Origin of the sequence: Microcystis sp. M083S1, from assembly GCF_020246405.1 — a bacterium.
Taxonomy (GTDB): domain Bacteria; phylum Cyanobacteriota; class Cyanobacteriia; order Cyanobacteriales; family Microcystaceae; genus Microcystis; species Microcystis aeruginosa_C.
Genome location: NZ_JADBTB010000022.1, coordinates 1 through 16,166 on the forward strand (window position 1 = coordinate 1; position 16,166 = coordinate 16,166).

At 43.0% G+C, this 16,166-nt stretch carries 17 protein-coding genes and 3 pseudogenes; 11 read left to right on the top strand and 9 right to left on the bottom strand.

The window, feature by feature from the left end:
- Nucleotides 1-469: 469 nt before the first annotated feature.
- From ureC to acnB, 8 genes are all read right to left on the bottom strand, one after another.
- Nucleotides 470-2,179 carry an urease subunit alpha gene (gene ureC / locus IM450_RS01980; protein ID WP_287669281.1) on the bottom strand — a complete coding sequence of 570 codons (1,710 nt, stop codon included), beginning with the start codon at nt 2,177-2,179 and terminating at the stop codon, nt 470-472.
- 81 nt (nt 2,180-2,260) lie between these two features.
- On the bottom strand, nt 2,261-3,157 hold the full coding sequence (locus IM450_RS01985; RefSeq protein WP_002801433.1) for a polyphosphate kinase 2 family protein: 897 nt from the start codon (nt 3,155-3,157) through the stop codon (nt 2,261-2,263).
- Between the two features lie 178 nt (nt 3,158-3,335).
- Complete coding sequence (locus IM450_RS01990) at nt 3,336-3,677, bottom strand: XisI protein (RefSeq protein WP_287669287.1); 342 nt, start codon at nt 3,675-3,677, stop codon at nt 3,336-3,338.
- Entirely contained in the window at nt 3,670-3,942 is a 273-nt protein-coding gene (locus IM450_RS22385; protein WP_002777577.1) for an element excision factor XisH family protein, read from the bottom strand. Before IM450_RS22385 ends, IM450_RS01990 begins: the two co-directional genes overlap by 8 nt.
- Nucleotides 3,911-4,264 (bottom strand): hypothetical protein, encoded by a 354-nt coding sequence (locus tag IM450_RS01995; RefSeq protein ID WP_287669290.1) that lies wholly within the window; start codon nt 4,262-4,264, stop codon nt 3,911-3,913. The genes IM450_RS22385 and IM450_RS01995 overlap by 32 nt, the downstream gene beginning before the upstream one ends.
- A 131-nt stretch (nt 4,265-4,395) precedes the next feature.
- The gene (locus tag IM450_RS02000) at nt 4,396-4,662 is read right to left on the bottom strand and encodes a BrnA antitoxin family protein (RefSeq protein ID WP_002746336.1); all 267 of its coding nucleotides are present in this window, start codon (nt 4,660-4,662) and stop codon (nt 4,396-4,398) included.
- A complete protein-coding gene (locus IM450_RS02005; RefSeq protein WP_002735016.1) occupies nt 4,610-4,903 on the bottom strand; it encodes a BrnT family toxin in 294 nt (97 codons plus the stop codon). The genes IM450_RS02000 and IM450_RS02005 overlap by 53 nt, the downstream gene beginning before the upstream one ends.
- Nucleotides 4,904-5,042: 139 nt before the next feature.
- Nucleotides 5,043-7,652 carry a bifunctional aconitate hydratase 2/2-methylisocitrate dehydratase gene (acnB, locus tag IM450_RS02010; RefSeq protein WP_287669293.1) on the bottom strand — a complete coding sequence of 870 codons (2,610 nt, stop codon included), beginning with the start codon at nt 7,650-7,652 and terminating at the stop codon, nt 5,043-5,045.
- Between the two features lie 159 nt (nt 7,653-7,811).
- On the opposite strand from acnB, the gene deoC reads away from it, so the two are divergent.
- From deoC to hisG, 3 genes are all read left to right on the top strand, one after another.
- Nucleotides 7,812-8,489, top strand: coding sequence for a deoxyribose-phosphate aldolase (gene deoC / locus IM450_RS02015; RefSeq protein ID WP_002801431.1), 678 nt, complete (start codon nt 7,812-7,814; stop codon nt 8,487-8,489).
- Between the two features lie 198 nt (nt 8,490-8,687).
- Entirely contained in the window at nt 8,688-9,425 is a 738-nt protein-coding gene (locus IM450_RS02020) for an HAD family hydrolase (RefSeq protein WP_287669296.1), read from the top strand.
- A 206-nt stretch (nt 9,426-9,631) separates the two neighbouring features.
- The gene (hisG, locus tag IM450_RS02025) at nt 9,632-10,282 is read left to right on the top strand and encodes an ATP phosphoribosyltransferase (protein ID WP_287669299.1); all 651 of its coding nucleotides are present in this window, start codon (nt 9,632-9,634) and stop codon (nt 10,280-10,282) included.
- 195 nt (nt 10,283-10,477) lie between these two features.
- Here hisG and chrA read toward each other — a convergent pair whose 3' ends face one another.
- Nucleotides 10,478-11,626, bottom strand: coding sequence for a chromate efflux transporter (gene chrA / locus IM450_RS02030; protein WP_287669301.1), 1,149 nt, complete (start codon nt 11,624-11,626; stop codon nt 10,478-10,480).
- Between the two features lie 308 nt (nt 11,627-11,934).
- Here chrA and IM450_RS22390 point away from each other — a divergent pair.
- The 8 genes and pseudogenes from IM450_RS22390 to IM450_RS02070 form a co-directional block, all read left to right on the top strand.
- Nucleotides 11,935-12,048, top strand: a pseudogene (locus tag IM450_RS22390) (TIGR03032 family protein); the annotation flags it as partial.
- 93 nt (nt 12,049-12,141) lie between these two features.
- Nucleotides 12,142-12,561 carry an element excision factor XisH family protein gene (locus IM450_RS02035; protein WP_002764234.1) on the top strand — a complete coding sequence of 140 codons (420 nt, stop codon included), beginning with the start codon at nt 12,142-12,144 and terminating at the stop codon, nt 12,559-12,561.
- Nucleotides 12,546-12,884 (top strand): XisI protein, encoded by a 339-nt coding sequence (locus IM450_RS02040; protein ID WP_002732736.1) that lies wholly within the window; start codon nt 12,546-12,548, stop codon nt 12,882-12,884. Before IM450_RS02035 ends, IM450_RS02040 begins: the two co-directional genes overlap by 16 nt.
- A 341-nt stretch (nt 12,885-13,225) precedes the next feature.
- Nucleotides 13,226-14,341, top strand: a complete 1,116-nt coding sequence (locus tag IM450_RS02045; RefSeq protein WP_287669303.1) for a TIGR03032 family protein — start codon at nt 13,226-13,228, stop codon at nt 14,339-14,341.
- 326 nt (nt 14,342-14,667) lie between these two features.
- Nucleotides 14,668-14,928 (top strand): hypothetical protein, encoded by a 261-nt coding sequence (locus IM450_RS02050; RefSeq protein WP_002733873.1) that lies wholly within the window; start codon nt 14,668-14,670, stop codon nt 14,926-14,928.
- Nucleotides 14,929-14,933: 5 nt separating this feature from the next.
- Nucleotides 14,934-15,341 (top strand): annotated as a pseudogene (locus tag IM450_RS22395) (type II toxin-antitoxin system VapC family toxin).
- Between the two features lie 212 nt (nt 15,342-15,553).
- A complete protein-coding gene (locus IM450_RS02065) occupies nt 15,554-15,877 on the top strand; it encodes a DUF4347 domain-containing protein (RefSeq protein WP_287715605.1) in 324 nt (107 codons plus the stop codon).
- Nucleotides 15,878-15,896: 19 nt separating this feature from the next.
- Nucleotides 15,897-16,166 (top strand): annotated as a pseudogene (locus IM450_RS02070) (transposase); the annotation flags it as partial.

A 16,166-nucleotide genomic window follows, 5' to 3' on the forward strand; every position in this document is an offset into this window, starting at 1 on the left:
CAGGGGGGATCGGCACCCCCCTTATCAAGGGGGGCAGGGGGGATCGGCACCCCCCTTATCAAGGGGGGCAGGGGGGATCAAACCTAAAATCCATTTTTAATTTAATTATAACCAGCTACTTAAAGGAGAATTAACAGGTGTGAATAAACGCCTAGATAACTTGGAATTTACTAATCGAACCATCTTTGTTGCCATTGTTACTGCACTAATGGCAGGATTGGTTAAGTTGTTTTTCCCAAATTGGCTCTTCTAGGTTCTGTGTGATAAGTTTAACTTACAATATGATCGATCAATCTTTGTGTCCTTTGTGTCTTTGTGGTTCGTTCCACCCCCTCGCTAGGAGGAATGTATCTTAGAATACATTTTACCCACCAAATCCAAGAGAGTCCCAAATTTTCCTACTAATCCTTAACCGTTGATTCAAAAAGAAAACGGATTTTTTCAAAAAACCCGTTTTCTGAAATCGAATTCAAAATAGGAAATAGCGTTGGGCCATAGGTAAAACCGTAGCCGGTTCACAGATTAATAATTCGCCGTCAGCACGCACCTCGTAGGTTTCGGGATTAACTTCCATGCGCGGTAAAGCGTCATTAAGCTTCATACTAGCCTTACTGATATTGCGCGTATTCGACACGGCTACGGCGGTTTTTTTCAGCTTTAACTTCTCAGGAATGCCCGCTTTCATAGCATATTTAGAAACAAATGTCAAGGAAGTTTTGGCGATCGCACCACCAAAAGAGGCAAACATGGGACGCATATAAACCGGTTGGGGTGTGGGAATACTGGCATTAGCATCGCCCATTTGCGCCCAGGCGATTAAACCGCCTTTCAGGACAATTTCCGGTTTTACGCCAAAAAATGCCGGTTTCCAGAGAACCAAATCGGCTAATTTGCCCACCTCGATGGAACCGACATAATCGGAGATACCATGGGTAATAGCAGGATTAATCGTATATTTAGCAATATATCGTCTTGCCCGCAGATTATCATTCTCTCCCGTTTCCCCGGTCAGTCTGCCTCGTTGTACCCGCATTTTGTGGGCAGTTTGCCAAGTGCGGATAATTACTTCTCCCACCCGTCCCATAGCTTGAGAATCGGAGGAAATGATGCTAAAAGCCCCTAAATCGTGGAGAATATCCTCGGCGGCAATAGTTTCGCGGCGGATGCGGGATTCAGCAAAAGCCACATCTTCGGGAATACTCCGGTCTAGATGATGACAAACCATCAACATATCGAGGTGTTCCTCTAAGGTATTCGTCGTATAGGGACGGGTGGGATTGGTAGAGGAGGGTAAAACGTTCATTTCCCCGCAAACCCTGATAATATCGGGAGCATGACCACCGCCGGCCCCTTCCGTGTGGTAGGTGTGAATGACGCGATTTTTAAAAGCGGCGATAGTGGCCTCAACAAAACCGGCCTCATTGAGAGTATCGGTATGAATCGCCACCTGCACATCGTACTTATCGGCCACGCTTAAACAGGTATCAATGGCTGCCGGAGTGGTTCCCCAATCTTCATGGAGTTTTAAGCCAATTACCCCCGCTTTTACCTGTTCCGCTAGTCCTTCCGGCTGACTGCTATTGCCTTTACCCAAAAAACCCAAATTCATCGGGAAAGCTTCGGCCGCCTCTAGCATTCGATAGATGTTCCATTCTCCCGGGGTGCAGGTGGTGGCATTAGTTCCCGTTGCAGGTCCGGTCCCACCACCAATCATTGTGGTAATCCCCGACGCAATCGCTGTCTCAATTTGTTGGGGACAGATAAAATGAATATGAGCATCAATCCCCCCTGCTGTCAAAATCATCCCTTCCCCGGCTAATGCCTCGGTAGCAGGACCGATAATAATATCGACATTATCTTGAATGTGGGGATTACCCGCTTTACCGATTTTATAAATTTTGCCGTCTTTAATGCCCACATCGGCCTTAACGATGCCCCACCAGTCGAGAATTAGGGCATTAGTAATCACCAAATCTACCGCCCCATCTTCCCTAGAAATGGGGGATTGGCCCATACCATCGCGAATTACTTTACCGCCGCCGAATTTTACCTCATCGCCGTAGGTGGTGAAATCTTTTTCGACTTCGATAAATAATTCCGTGTCTGCGAGGCGAACTTTATCTCCGACGGTGGGGCCGTAGGTTTCTGCATAGGTGCGGCGATCGATGCGATAATTCATAGGGGGAATTCTTGAAAATCGAGATCGATTATACGATCGATTTTCCGGCAATTATCGCTTTTTCGGGATTTTCTTCCATTTTTAATCTGGCTCGTTTTCGAGGATTTCTTTGGCTTTCAGTAAAGCTTGGTGATGTTCTTCGGTAACGGTGGGATATTTTAAACCAAGGGATTCGAGGGTGTGATAAATAACCGCCCCCACAGCTAAACGGGTAAACCATTTGCGATCAGCCGGGATAATATACCAGGGGGCCCATTCGGTACTGGTATGATTGAATACCTCCTCGTAGGCTTTCATGTAATCACCCCAAAAAGCTCTTTCTTTGACATCATTTTCGGAAAACTTCCAGTTTTTTTCGGGGCGATCAATTCTTTCTAAAAAGCGTTTTTTCTGTTCTCCTTTAGAAACATTGAGAAAGAATTTCAGGACAATAACCCCATTATTAACCAGATATTTTTCAAAATTATTAATCTCCTCAAAACGTCGCTGCCAAACTTTCTTAGTTCTGTCTTCTGGGGGGAGTTTTTGCCGTTCCAATAAATCTTGATGGACGCGCACGACTAATAATTCTTCGTAGTAGGAACGATTAAAAATACCGATACGACCCCGCTCCGGTAAAGCTTTATAATATCGCCAGAGATAATCGTGATCTAGTTCTTCGGCCGAGGGTACTTTAAAGCTAAATACCTGACAGCCTTGGGGATTTAAGCCCGACATAACGTGTCTAATCGTACCATCTTTACCCGCCGCATCCATCGCTTGCAGATTAATTAACAGGGCATAGGTATCCTGGGCATAGAGTTTATCTTGAAACTCGGCCATTTTTTCGATACCCTGTTGCAGCAGCAAAGTGGCATCTTCTTTGGTAATGTAGTCTGGCTTAAACCCGGGATCGTAGTCTTTGTGCAGAGAAATTTCTTTACCCGGTGGCACGATTAAGGATTGTAAAAATGCTTGGCGATCAATTTTGCTGACCATGCTCTTCTCCTTGATTGTTTTGACCCCTAAGATTACATTGTAGCACTTTTGCTCGGAAAATATCTAACTCTTGAACCGGCGAGTCAAGGATGAACTGGCAGAAATGACCTAGAAACAAGTATATTTAAATACTCGATTTTAGCGACTCCTCATCTGACGAGAAAGTAAAGAATAATTTTTAGGTGATCGCAAATTCGGTAAACTGACGCACTTCGGGAGGTTGAAAAGCTAAAACTATTTCACTACTGGGAATTCCTACGCGCATTAATTCCGTGGCGATACCTGCTTCTGTCCAATCTTCTTCAATATAAATTTTGTCATTTTTTAGACGAAGATAAACGGAAATCGCTTTAATTCGTTTGCCATTTTTCCAGCCAATATTAAACCAAATATATTGGCTTCTATTATGGTCAAACATCAATATTTCTTCTATGTCTTGATCGGGTACTTGTGAGAAAATTTCTGCATATTCTGTGAGAATTTTCTTGATTATGCTTTGATAATAATTTAGTTTATCCATTGGACGATTCCTCCTGATTAGTGTCAACAATTAACAATAAAATTTGATACTTTTGCAAGATTATTTGTATGGCAGCTTGAGCAAAAAATTTTTCGTAGATTTCTTGTCCGATTAAAAAAATAAAGAAATTAATACATACAAGATATTTATTACAATGGTTCTTCGTTACTTGGTATGGTTCGATAGGGTGGCATAAATCGACTAAATCCTTATCTGGCAAGAGATTTAATTGATTAGTTCGCTCCAGATCGCAAACAATTGACAAAAATCGCAGTAATGTCTGTTTCTATAAGGGTTTCATCCCTTATAACCCCGTCCATTGCATAAGACAAACCGAAGAACCGAAATTCGGTTCCTTGTTGAATAAGGGAAAGGGCTGTACTCAATGGACGTTGTGCTTGTTTCCAATATTGCTCAGATGACAATTGATCGATTACTTCTTCATTCTCATCGCTATAATACACATTATAAAAATATTCCGCATCCTTAAGTTTTGTAGATAAACTTATCAGCGTATCCCAAGCCAGATTTAAAAAATCAATGCCAGAGGATTTAAAATCATCTCCAGTCGGTACATCTATAATCATAATTTTTCGTACTCACTTTTATCATTTCATTTAAGGCGATTTATTGGTAAATGAGATTGTGTGGCTTTTCATCCCGCTCAAAATGATAGCGAACTTTTTTATTGTGTGGCTTGTACCCGAACTAAACTTGACTATACTTTGTGAGCCTCCGCATAAATCCGTAAAGCGGCGGACATTTTTTGTTCACAATCCTCGCCCTGTGATTGAAACCAAGCTAGGGTTTCGGGATCTACTTGAACAAGAACATTTACTTTCTCTACAGGTTTCCACCACCGCGATTTACTAAAAAACTCCTCGGTTAAGGGCGGAATATCGGATGTGTCGATTTCCTCTTCCGTAAGAGCGTCAACTTTCTCCCAATTCGTCTCGGAGGTATTGTTCATATCGTTTTCGTTCATAGGGTAAAGCTTTACGAAGTGAAATAATACGAATTGTATCTCTACTCGGTTCTGTAAAAACGACAACTACCACTCGGCCATCGAGCGTACCGATTCCTATCAATCGATCTTCGCCATAATTTTCTCGTTCGTCAAGGGAAACTCGAATGGGATGTTCAAATATCCGCTGCGCGTCCGCGAAGTCTAGATCGTGCTTGATGATATTCGCTCGGTTCTTTTGTCGATCCCACTCGAATTTCATATTTTTATTTTATCGAGTTGTCATTCCGTATATCGAAAAAAATCCTATAATTGTCGAAAATTCGATCGTTAGAGGGGTCATCTTGATCGAAATCAAAAGAAATCTTTCGCCTCGATCGAAATGACCCATAACCGGTCAACTAACTCAAAACACCGGAAGGAATACCTAAAATATCCTCAATCTTAGGTAAATCTTCTAGGGGAATTACCCGGCCTTCATCCTCAAAACCAGCGATTTCATTAAAGTTCAAATAGCGGTATAAATCGCCAGCAAAAGGATTAATTTTCTCGGTGACAATTGCCAGGTATTCCTCAAGGGTGGGAATGCGTCCTAGCAGCGCACAAACCGCCGCTAATTCGGCGGAACCGAGATAGACTCGCGCATCTTTTCCCATGCGATTATTGAAGTTACGAGTCGAGGTAGAAAATACCGTCGCTCTGTCTTCAACCCGCGCTTGATTACCCATACAAAGGGAACATCCAGGCATCTCGGTACGGGCCCCAGAAGCGGCAAAAATGCCATACATTCCCTCCTCGCGCAATTGTTTTTCATCCATGCGGGTGGGGGGACAAATCCACAGTTTAGCCTTAGCAACTCCTGCTCCTTCTAATATCTTAGCGGCGGCGCGATAATGACCGATATTAGTCATACAAGAACCGATGAACACCTCATCAATTTTATCCCCGGCGCATTCCGACATTAACTTGATATTATCGGGGTCATTGGGTGCGGCAACAATTGGTTCTTTAATCTCGTTTAAGTTGACGGTGATAATATCCGCATATTCGGCATCCTTATCCGCCTCCATCAGGACGGGATTAGCTAACCATTGTTCCATTTTTGCTACCCGACGCAGGATAGTTTTAGCATCACTATAACCCCGGGCCGCCATATTCTTTAACAGGGCTACATTAGAGCGTAAATATTCCGCCACTGTTTCCGTACTTAACTTAATCGTACAACCAGCGCAGGAACGTTCCGCCGTGGCATCGGTTAACTCAAAAGCCTGTTCTAATTTCAAATCCGGCAGCCCTTCCATCTCCATAATGCGACCGTTAAAAACATTTTTTTTGTTCTGTTTTTCCACGGTTAATTTACCCTCTTGGATGGCAACGTAGGGAATAGCATTAACAATATCGCGCAGAGTTACACCTGGTTGTAATTCCCCCGTAAAACGCACTAAAACCGATTCCGGCATATCCAAAGGCATTACTCCCAAAGCGGCGGCAAATGCCACTAAACCCGACCCCGCAGGAAAGGAAATTCCCAAGGGAAAACGAGTATGAGAATCGCCGCCAGTCCCCACCGTATCCGGCAATAACATCCGATTTAACCAGGAATGAATAATGCCATCTCCCGGACGTAAAGCCACCCCACCCCGGGTAGAGAAAAAGTCCGGTAATTGGTGATGAGTTTGAATATCAACCGGTTTGGGATAGGCTGCCGTGTGACAGAAACTCTGCATGACTAAATCGGCGCTAAAACCTAAACAGGCTAACTCTTTTAACTCGTCTCTGGTCATCGGGCCGGTGGTATCCTGAGACCCTACCGTGGTCATAATCGGGTCACAGGAAGTACCCGGCCGCACCCCGGGTAAACCGCAAGCTTTGCCGACCATTTTTTGCGCTAGGGTGTAACCTTTACCCGTGTCATTAGGCATAGTTGGACGAGTAAATAGGGTACTAGCCTCAAGTCCCAAGGCGTGACGGGTTTTATCGGTGAGACTGCGACCGATTAAGAGGGGAATACGACCGCCGGCGCGCACTTCATCCAGAATTGTCTCAGGTTTGAGGCTAAAAGTGCTAATAGTTGCGCCCGCTTCGTTGGTGATTTTGCCTTCGTAGGGATAGATTTTAATCACATCCCCCGTGTTCATTTGGCTAACATCGCATTCAAGCGGTAAAGCACCGGAATCCTCGGCCGTATTAAAGAAGATAGGGGCGATTTTACTGCCTAAAATATAGCCACCAGCACGTTTATTAGGCACAAAGGGAATATCATCGCCAATATGCCAGAGAACCGAGTTAATCGCCGATTTTCGGCTGGAACCAGTCCCGACCACATCCCCCACATAGGCGACCGGATGGCCTAATTTTTTCAATTCGGCAATGGTTTCTAAGGACCCGGGTTGACGGGTTTCTAACATAACCAAAGCATGAAGGGGAATATCGGGCCGGGTGGTGGCGTGGGGAGCGGGAGATAGGTCATCTGTATTGGTTTCCCCGGGTACTTTGAAAACGGTGACGGTAATTTCTTTAGCAAGTTTCGGTTTAGCGATAAACCAAGCGCCATTGGCCCAAGCATCGATAACCTGTTTAGCATAGGGATTGGTGTCGGATAATTCCAAAACCTCGTTAAATGCGTCGAATACCAGCAGGGTTTTACTTAAAGCGCTGGCAGCAGCGGCGGCGATATTAATATCTCTGGATTTCAGCAGTTCAATCAGAGAATGAACGTTATAACCACCTACCATGGTTCCCAGTAAGCTAACCGCACCCTGGGGGGAGATAACGTTAGATTTTATTTCACCTTTGGCAATTCCTGTTAAAAATCCCGCTTTAACGTAGGCCGCTTCGTCAACTCCGGGGGGAATACGGTCACGCAGCAGGGTCAGCAATTCTCCTTTGAGTTCTTCGGACGGATTTTTGAGTATTTCGCATAATTCCGCCGTTTGTTGAGCGTTGAGGGGAAGGGGAGGGATACCTAATTTCGCTCGGTCGGCAACGTGCTGATGATACGCTTCTAACATAGGTCTATTGTCTCCTAGTCTTCACTTGTGACGGTTTCTTCCTAGGTTACTGGATTTTTGCTAGTCTCTGAATTTCTAGGTTAACGAGAGATGACTTTGCTGTGTGACTTCCATAAAATGAGAAAATAGCGATCGATTGACTATATTGAGGCTTAGATAATGGCTATCACCGATTCTGATCTAGATTTAGCACAATATATCGACCATTCTCTCCTCATCCCCACCGCCACCAGTGAACAATTAGAGGCTTACTGTCAACAGGCTGATCAATATCATTTTCCCACCGTCTGCGTTTATCCCGCTGCCGTTAAGCAAGCGGTGCAGTTACTCCACGGCAAAAAAACTTTAGTTTCTACCGTGATTGGTTTTCCCGCAGGGGCCACTACCTCCGCAGTTAAACGTTATGAGGCTTTAGAAGCTGTAGATAATGGCGCTAAGGAGTTAGATGTCGTTATTAATCTCGGTTGGCTAAAAGATGGGAAATCCGAGGAATTATTCCAAGAAATTGCTAGTATTTGTCAGGAAACTGGCCAGACGGTAAAAGCGATTCTGGAAACCTCGCAACTAACAGACACCGAGAAACGTTTAGCGGCAGAAATTTGCATGGATGCAGGAGTGAGTTATCTAAAAACCAGTACCGGCTGGTTTGGAGGTGCAACGGTTAGCGATGTCAAGTTTCTCAAGGAAATTAGCAAAGGCCGGGTAGGAATTAAAGCATCCGGCGGAATTCGCACCCTAGAACAAGCGCTCGCTCTTATCCAGGCCGGGGCCACCCGTCTGGGAACTTCCCGCGGTGTCGATTTAGTCCGTCAGCAAAAAGCCGCTTTTGAGGAGTAATGCTAAATCCTGTTTAAAAGGTATAGGGAATTATGAATTATGAATTATGAATTGGGAAGTGGGGTGTGGGGTGTGGGGTGTGGGGTGTGGGGAGAATAAATAAAAAATAATCTCCTGAATCCTTAATCCTGTCTCCTGAATCCTGCCTCCTGAAAGCTAAAATGATGGCTGACATTCAATAAAAATAAGGGGGTTTATTTGCCGATAATTCGCTGTGGTAATCGAGAATTTAGAGATATTCAAGGGATTGTTTTTGATAAGGACGGTACGCTAGAGGATTCGCGAGCTTTCTGGTACGATCGAGCTATAGCCCGGATACAAGCCATTGAATCGCGAATCCCTGGTTTAGAGTCTTTATTAACTAAAACTTTCGGTATTGGGGCAAATAGTCTCAATCCTGCTGGTTTAATGGCAGTGGGCAGCCGCAGAGATAATCATATCGCCGCTGCCGGTTGTATTGCTTCCACCGGTCGGGATTGGTTAACGGCCATGGCGATCGCAAAAGCATCCTTTCAAGCGGCCGATGAAAAGGTTCCCCCCCGCTTAAATCCCCTCTATCCCCACTGTTTAGAAGTAATTCGTTATCTGCACGCGGCCGGTTTACAATTGGCGATTCTTTCCTCCGATACCACAGCACGAGTGGAGCAATTTGTCAAGGAAAATAGCCTATTAAATTATATTAAAATTGCCCAGGGCTGCGATCGAGGTTTAAGTAAACCCGATCCCCTATTATTGCAAGAAACCTGTCAAGCTTTGGGGACCGCAGTGGACAAAACCCTGATGGTGGGGGACACTAGGGCCGATTGGGAAATGGCTAAACAGGCAAAATCAGCAGCTGCGATCGCAATTAGTTGGCAACCGGAAACCCATCAAGATTTACAATTAGCTGATGTGGTCATTAGAGAACTTACTGCCATCTCGGTTATCAGCTTCTGAAGGCAAGAGGCAACAGGCACTCATGCAACAGCAAGAATCTGGCAATTCTCCTACCTAAAAAGATGGATAGTTATCAGTTATGATTTTAGCTGTCGGGAGACTCCGAGACAGGTTTTAGGTGTTGGGGTTTTGGCGTTTTGGGGTTTTAGTTCAATTTCCCCACTACCCAATTCATAATTCATAATTCATAATTCATAATTCCCTCTATGCTAACAATTGCCTTACCGAAGGGTGCTTTACTAAACGAAAGTATCCAAATATTTCAGAAAATTGGCTTAGATTTTAGTGCCTTTCTTGACTCAAAAAATCGCCAATTACAGATTACTGATCCCACTAACCAAGCGAAAGCCTTATTAGTCAGAGCCACAGATGTCCCCGTTTATGTAGAATACGGTCAGGCACAATTAGGCATCGCCGGTTATGATATTTTATTGGAAAAATCTCCCGATGTGGCTAATTTAATTGACCTAAAATTTGGTTATTGTCGGATGTCGGTAGCTGTCCCTGCTGATAGTCCCTATCAAAGTCCCTTAGATATTCCCCATCACGGTAAAGTCGCCTCAAAATTTGTCAATTGTGCTAAGGATTATTTTCGTCGTTTAGATATTCCGGTCGAGATTATACCTCTCTATGGTTCCGTAGAATTAGGCCCGATTACGGGGATGTCAGAAGCGATAGTTGACCTAGTTTCCACCGGTCGAACTTTACGCGAAAATGGTTTAGTAGAAATTGCCGAATTATTTGCTAGTAGCGCTCGATTAATCGCCCATCCCCTCAGCTATCGACTAAATCGCGATCAGATTTATAACTGGGTAGAAAAGCTCAGAAAACCAACTACATCAATGGCAAAAGTTTAACGAATCAGCGCCCCCTTATTAAGCGGGTATCAAGGGTAGGGTTGATTCATGAATCAACCCTACCTTGAATCAACCCTACCTTGAATCAACCCTACCTTAAATCAACCCTACCTTGAATCAACCCTAGGGATCAAGGGGGGATTAAAGGCAAAATCTATTTAATTAGAACCATTTACTTATTTCCCCCTAACCTAATTATTTCAATAGCAAACCAATGAGCGCACCAGTCAGAATTAACCAAGTAGAATTAACCTGAAAACGTAGTAAAAGAATACCAGAGACAAGAGATAGAATGATAGCCAATAAATTAAAAGGTAAATTACCGTAGGGTTGTAACCAAGTAGCTAGAGCTAAATTAAAAATTACTGCTACCATTAAAGCCACGGCACTAGCATTAATTGCATCTAAAAAAGCACCCGCCCAAGCCGATTCTCTCAGCTTAGGAATAAGAGGATTAAGTAATAAAACAAAGATAAAAGAAGGAAAGAAAATCGCTAGAGTCGCCACAATTGCCCCCGATACTCCTAATATTTGATAACCGATAAAAGTGGCTGTGGATAACACCGGGCCGGGGGTAAATTGACCCACAGCAATAGCATCTAATAATTGTTGCTGGGTTAACCATCCTTTCCCCTGCACTAAATCCCCTTCTAAAAAGGCAACTAACACATAACCACTACCAAATAAAACACTACCCACCTTGAGAAAAAATAGCCCTAATCCTGTTAATGTCGGTGGGATGTTGCTAGGAGTAGCAACCGCCGTCGCACCGCCTATTCCTGCCACAATCAGGGGAAAGGTAGCGAATTTTTTTAGGATAAACATCCCGATAATTCCGCCTAACAGTAAAGCGATAACTTCATTTAAACCTAAGATTAATAATCCGATAACTCCCAATCCGATGAAGAGTAATTGACGGGTTTTTAGTGCCTTTTTGCCTAAGCGCCAGAGTGCCTGAAAAATCACCGCAATTACTACCGGTTTAATCCAGGCAAAAATCGGAGCCACATCGGGTAAAGTCCCGTAGTTAGTATAAATCCACGCTAGAAAACCCGTAATTAACACCGCAGGAGTGATAAAACAAACCCCCGTGATTATTAAACCCGCTAAACCACCAAAAATATAACCGATATGAATGGCCATTTCCGTGGAATTAGGACCGGGAATCAGATTAGTTGCCCCCACCAAATCGAGAAATCGCTCCTTAGTCATCCAAGCGCGACGCTTAACCACTTCTTCCTCCATTAAAGCGATATGGGCAGCCGGACCGCCAAAACCGATAATCCCGATTTTGAGAAATAAAAGGGCAAGTTGCGAGAGATTAGGAGGCGATGAAGTCAGCATTTTCTGATTACCAATAGTTTTTCTAGAATCAAGTTTATATCCAAAAGAATAAGCTTAAGTTAAATTCTTGGCTAGATTTCGTCAATTCCAAAATTCCATAATTGCAAAAGTGTTTTATACAAACTCAATCATAAATATTTAATGCTCCCGTTCAAGTAAATTTTATACAAAAAAAGTTAAGAAAAGTTTATAAATAATATTGATTAATTTGTCTATAATAGAACCCATTAATGCCAACTGAAACCATAATAAACCATAGACAATAATCAATTATCACAATCGATTCTAATCCATGCAAAAAAAACTCTATGGACAGCTTGCCGCCTAACACTAACCAGTTTTCAGATACCCAAGAGCCAGCAGCGAGTCCATCTCAGCGCCAAGCAGTGCCGGTCAATTATCCCGAACTGCTACCGGAATTGCTGTAGGCACTCGTCTTTTGATTTTTACAAGAGGTCTTGAGAACAGAAAAATTTGCTATACTGCTGATTAGAGTATTTATCCTCTGAATTTTTGTGTCTGCAAGAGATATTTACCACGACACTGTAAAACTTGCTTTAGAGAAGGACGGGTGGGCAATCACTCACGATCCTTTTCCACTTCAAATTGGCAAGAAGCGTTTATCCGCTGATTTGGGAGCAGAACGCTTAATCAGTGCGGAGAAAGAATTGCGGAAAATTGTCGTTGAAGTGAAAAGCTTTGTAGGACAGTCTGACGTAAAGGATTTACAGCAAGCTTTGGGGCAGTACGTCTTGTATCGTCAAATCCTTAACGAGATGAAAGTTGAGCGAGTTCTTTATCTGGCCATATCTCAGCCAACTTTTAACAGTGTTTTTAGTATAGAATTAGGGCAGGTATTGCTAAAGAATCAGATTGTGAAATTAATTGTCTTTGATGATGAAAGTGAGGTAATCGTGCAATGGATACCCGATTAAAATATCAAGGTATTATTAAGACTGTTCTCCAGAATCATGCTAACTATCGTGCTACTTTACCTGATGGCTACACTTCTCAGGTTATATTTGATGATGAACGAGGACATTATCTAGTTTTAGATTTCGGTTGGAGTGGTAATAAGTATCTCCATGCAACACCAATTCACCTTAGCTTGGTTGTCGATAAAGTCTGGATTCAATGTGATGAAACGGAGGAAGGCATAGCTACTGATTTGATGGAGGCAGGTATTCCCAAAGAAGATATAGTCCTGGGTTTTCGTTATCCTAAAATACGCAAATATACGGGATTTGCTGTGGCTTAGTGACCAGAAATGTTGAATCTGTCTATAAAACTTTATACACAAGCTTAAATTGCAAAAGTGTTTTATACAAACTCAATCATAAGTATTTAATACTACCGTTCAGGTAAATTTTATACAAAAAAAGTTAAGAAAAGTTTATAAATAATATTGATTAATTTGTCTATAATGAACCCCATTAATGCCAACTGAAACCCATCACCACCCCCCTTATTAAGGGGGGCAAGGGGGGATCAAACCTTATTAAGGGGGGCAAGGGGGGATTAATTAGAACCCCTTAGTCAACAAACCATAAACAATAATCAATTATCACAATCGATTCTAATCGATGCAAAAAAAACTCTATGGACAGCTTGCCGCCCAAGACTAACCAGTTTTCAGATACCCAAGAGCCAGCAGCGAGTCCATCTCAGTGCCAAGCAGTGCCGGTCAATTATGAGTACAGCCTCAATCTGCCGGAATTACTCAACCAGCTTGACCTCTCAGTGTTGATTTCCACCTACCAAGCGGGACGAGTGGCCAGCATTGGCACTTATCAAGGACAAATACGGGTGAGTTTCGCCCATTTTGACCAAGCAATGGGTTTAACCCGAACCGCTACCGGAATTGCTGTGGGCGCTCGTCAGGCAATTTGGCATTTACCCGCTAATCGAGAGATTGCCCCCCAGATTAAACCGGAAGGGGAACAGGATATCGCTTTTTTGGCCCGCTCCTCTCACCTCACCGGTCCGATTATGGGTCATGATTTGGCCTTTGGCAGTAATCGCCTTTGGGTGGTCAATACCCTATTTAACTGTCTGGCAACTATCGAAGGAAATTGGAGTTTTCTCCCCCAGTGGAAACCGCCCTTTATTACCGAGTTAGTCCCCGGAGACCGCTGCCACCTCAATGGCTTGGCTATGGCTGAAAATAGCGGCACTCCCGCCTATGTAACGGCATTGGGGGAAACCAACGAGGAAAGCCTCTGGCGAGAGAATAAGGCCCAGGGCGGATGCTTAATTGATGTGGCTAGGGGAGAGGTGATTTTGCGGGGTTTAGCTATGCCCCATTCTCCCCGTCTTTACCAGGGTAATCTCTATTTTCTCAATTCCGGTTATGGAACCTTGAACCGTTGGCATCCCCAAACTGGCAGCACAGAAATCGTGGCGGAATTGCCCGGTTTTACCCGGGGTTTGGACTGTTGGGAAGGTCACGCCTTTGTCGGGTTGTCCCAAGTGCGGGAAACGGCGGTTTTTGGCGGTTTACCCCTGGATGAGCGGCGTAATCAATTGCGGTGCGGGTTGGCTATTGTCAACCTGGCTACCAGTCAACTGGTGGCAACTTTTTGGTTCAATAGCGGCGTGGAGGAGGTTTTTGCCGTCTCCGTCCTTCCGGGCTACCGCAACCCGGCGCTAATTGGACCAGATACCGACCTCGACGGCACTCAATCCGTCTGGATGGTGCCTTCTTTAGGGACTTAATTGTTTACTTTTCACCCTATTATTCAGGAAAAAATCATGTCAACTCCTTAAAATGACTAACCCTACTATCTTAGAAGAGCTACTAAAATTAGCAGCTACTGCTAATTCTCTCGCAGAATTTAAGCAGTCTTTGGCAAAAATCAATATCTAGAAAACGGGTTTCTTCAAGAAACCCGTTTTGTGGACTTATGGCGAATCACCTGAATCAGTGAACAGTTGTTAGCCTTTTGGTAACTGATTCAGGTAATTGCATTTGCGTCTCTTGGTTATAATTCACAAACAGGCTATAATGTTAGTAAAACAACGTTAATCTCTAAGGTTTATCAATGACTCAAATATTGATCGAAATTCCCGACGAATTAATATCTCGTTTGCAAGAACAAAAATCCTCGGTTCAAGAGATTGTTATCAAAGCTTTGGAAAATTATGTTCAAGCTGAATTACCAGATATTACCAAGACTCGTACTTGGGAACTTTGTGGAAGTTTAGAAATTGTCCAACCTGAGCCTAAATATATTATCGGACAAGATAATCGGGGTCAAGTTGTAACTAACTACGCTGAAAACATCGATGAAATTATTTATTAAAAATTGTGGACAAAGAAATTATTGTTGATACGTCTGCTTTAATTGCCTTTTTTGTCAAATCTGAAACTCATCACGAAAGCGCTCAAAAATATTACTTAGAAAATCCTCATAATAATTGGATTATTCTCGAATCGGTATTCGATGAAACTGTTACTTAGATTCGGAGCAAGGTATCTAGTCGATCCTCAATCCAAGTGGGTCAAATACTAAGAGAAGATCATCGTTATATCAATGTGTCAGATGGCGATGATCTGGCAATATGGGAAGCTTTCTGTAAGTACAATGATAAAAAATGGAGTTACACAGATTGTTCTATTTTAGTTATGGCTCATCGTTTACAAATATTTAAGGTATTCGCTTTTGATGATCATATTCGTCAAATGGCAGGATTAGGAATTGTTTGTGTCCCATAAACTAATAAAAATACAATTTATGAACGTCGTTCAGATTGCATATCTTGCAACAACCCACGAAACTGAGAAAATGGTTTTTTTCAAGAAACCATGAGAAAACGTCTATTTAGAAACCCGTTTTCTATATAATGTTAATTTATGTTATGGAAGTCTTGAAAAATTGGGGATTGTTGGGCTAAAACTGTTAGCAATAAACCTTTGCGGTCAATGTCATGACTTCTACCCTATTGCCGATTTTTCCTGCTATTGACGATGTTTTGTTCAATTTCGCTCAATCTGATGGCTTTGTTCAAGCTAATCAGGTGGATAGTGTGAGAAATCAGCGTTTAACCGCTACCGTAGTTTTCCTCGATGCTGGTGTTACCGATTATCAAACCCTACAAGCTGGGGTAATTCCAGAAGTCGCCACCGTTATTCTCTCTCCCAATCAAGACGGAATCGAACAAATATCCACTTTTTTACAACAAAATCCCCAGATTACCACCACCACCTCTATTATTAAATCGGTGCGTTACGCTATCGCGCTTCACCCCTAAGAGTAAGCGGACAACTCAAATGAACCAACCAACCGCCAATTATGATGAACCCTGGAAAGAAGCATTAAGCGAGTATTTTGAAGCGTTTTTATACTTCTTCTTTCCTGAAGTTCACCAACTAATTGATTGGACAAAAACTCCCGAATCCCTAGAAAAAGAACTCAAACGGATTACCGCTTCAGCAAAGACAAAAAAACGTTTCGCTGACAAACTCTATAAAGTTTGGTTACTCAGGGGTGAAGAAGTCTGGATTTTGATTCATATTGAAATTCAAAGTCAATACGAAGAA

Coding starts and splice junctions, on each gene's coding strand:
- IM450_RS01985 (WP_002801433.1), bottom strand. CDS start 3,157: ATGGTCAGCAAAATTGATCGCCAAGCATTTTTACAATCCTTAATCGTG.
- IM450_RS01995 (WP_287669290.1), bottom strand. CDS start 4,264: ATGATTATAGATGTACCGACTGGAGATGATTTTAAATCCTCTGGCATT.
- hisG (WP_287669299.1), top strand. CDS start 9,632: ATGCTAACAATTGCCTTACCGAAGGGTGCTTTACTAAACGAAAGTATC.
- IM450_RS02000 (WP_002746336.1), bottom strand. CDS start 4,662: ATGAACGAAAACGATATGAACAATACCTCCGAGACGAATTGGGAGAAA.
- IM450_RS02065 (WP_287715605.1), top strand. CDS start 15,554: ATGACTTCTACCCTATTGCCGATTTTTCCTGCTATTGACGATGTTTTG.
- chrA (WP_287669301.1), bottom strand. CDS start 11,626: ATGCTGACTTCATCGCCTCCTAATCTCTCGCAACTTGCCCTTTTATTT.
- IM450_RS02045 (WP_287669303.1), top strand. CDS start 13,226: ATGGACAGCTTGCCGCCCAAGACTAACCAGTTTTCAGATACCCAAGAG.
- acnB (WP_287669293.1), bottom strand. CDS start 7,652: ATGTTAGAAGCGTATCATCAGCACGTTGCCGACCGAGCGAAATTAGGT.
- IM450_RS01990 (WP_287669287.1), bottom strand. CDS start 3,677: ATGGATAAACTAAATTATTATCAAAGCATAATCAAGAAAATTCTCACA.
- ureC (WP_287669281.1), bottom strand. CDS start 2,179: ATGAATTATCGCATCGATCGCCGCACCTATGCAGAAACCTACGGCCCC.
- IM450_RS02040 (WP_002732736.1), top strand. CDS start 12,546: ATGGATACCCGATTAAAATATCAAGGTATTATTAAGACTGTTCTCCAG.
- IM450_RS02005 (WP_002735016.1), bottom strand. CDS start 4,903: ATGAAATTCGAGTGGGATCGACAAAAGAACCGAGCGAATATCATCAAG.
- IM450_RS02050 (WP_002733873.1), top strand. CDS start 14,668: ATGACTCAAATATTGATCGAAATTCCCGACGAATTAATATCTCGTTTG.
- deoC (WP_002801431.1), top strand. CDS start 7,812: ATGGCTATCACCGATTCTGATCTAGATTTAGCACAATATATCGACCAT.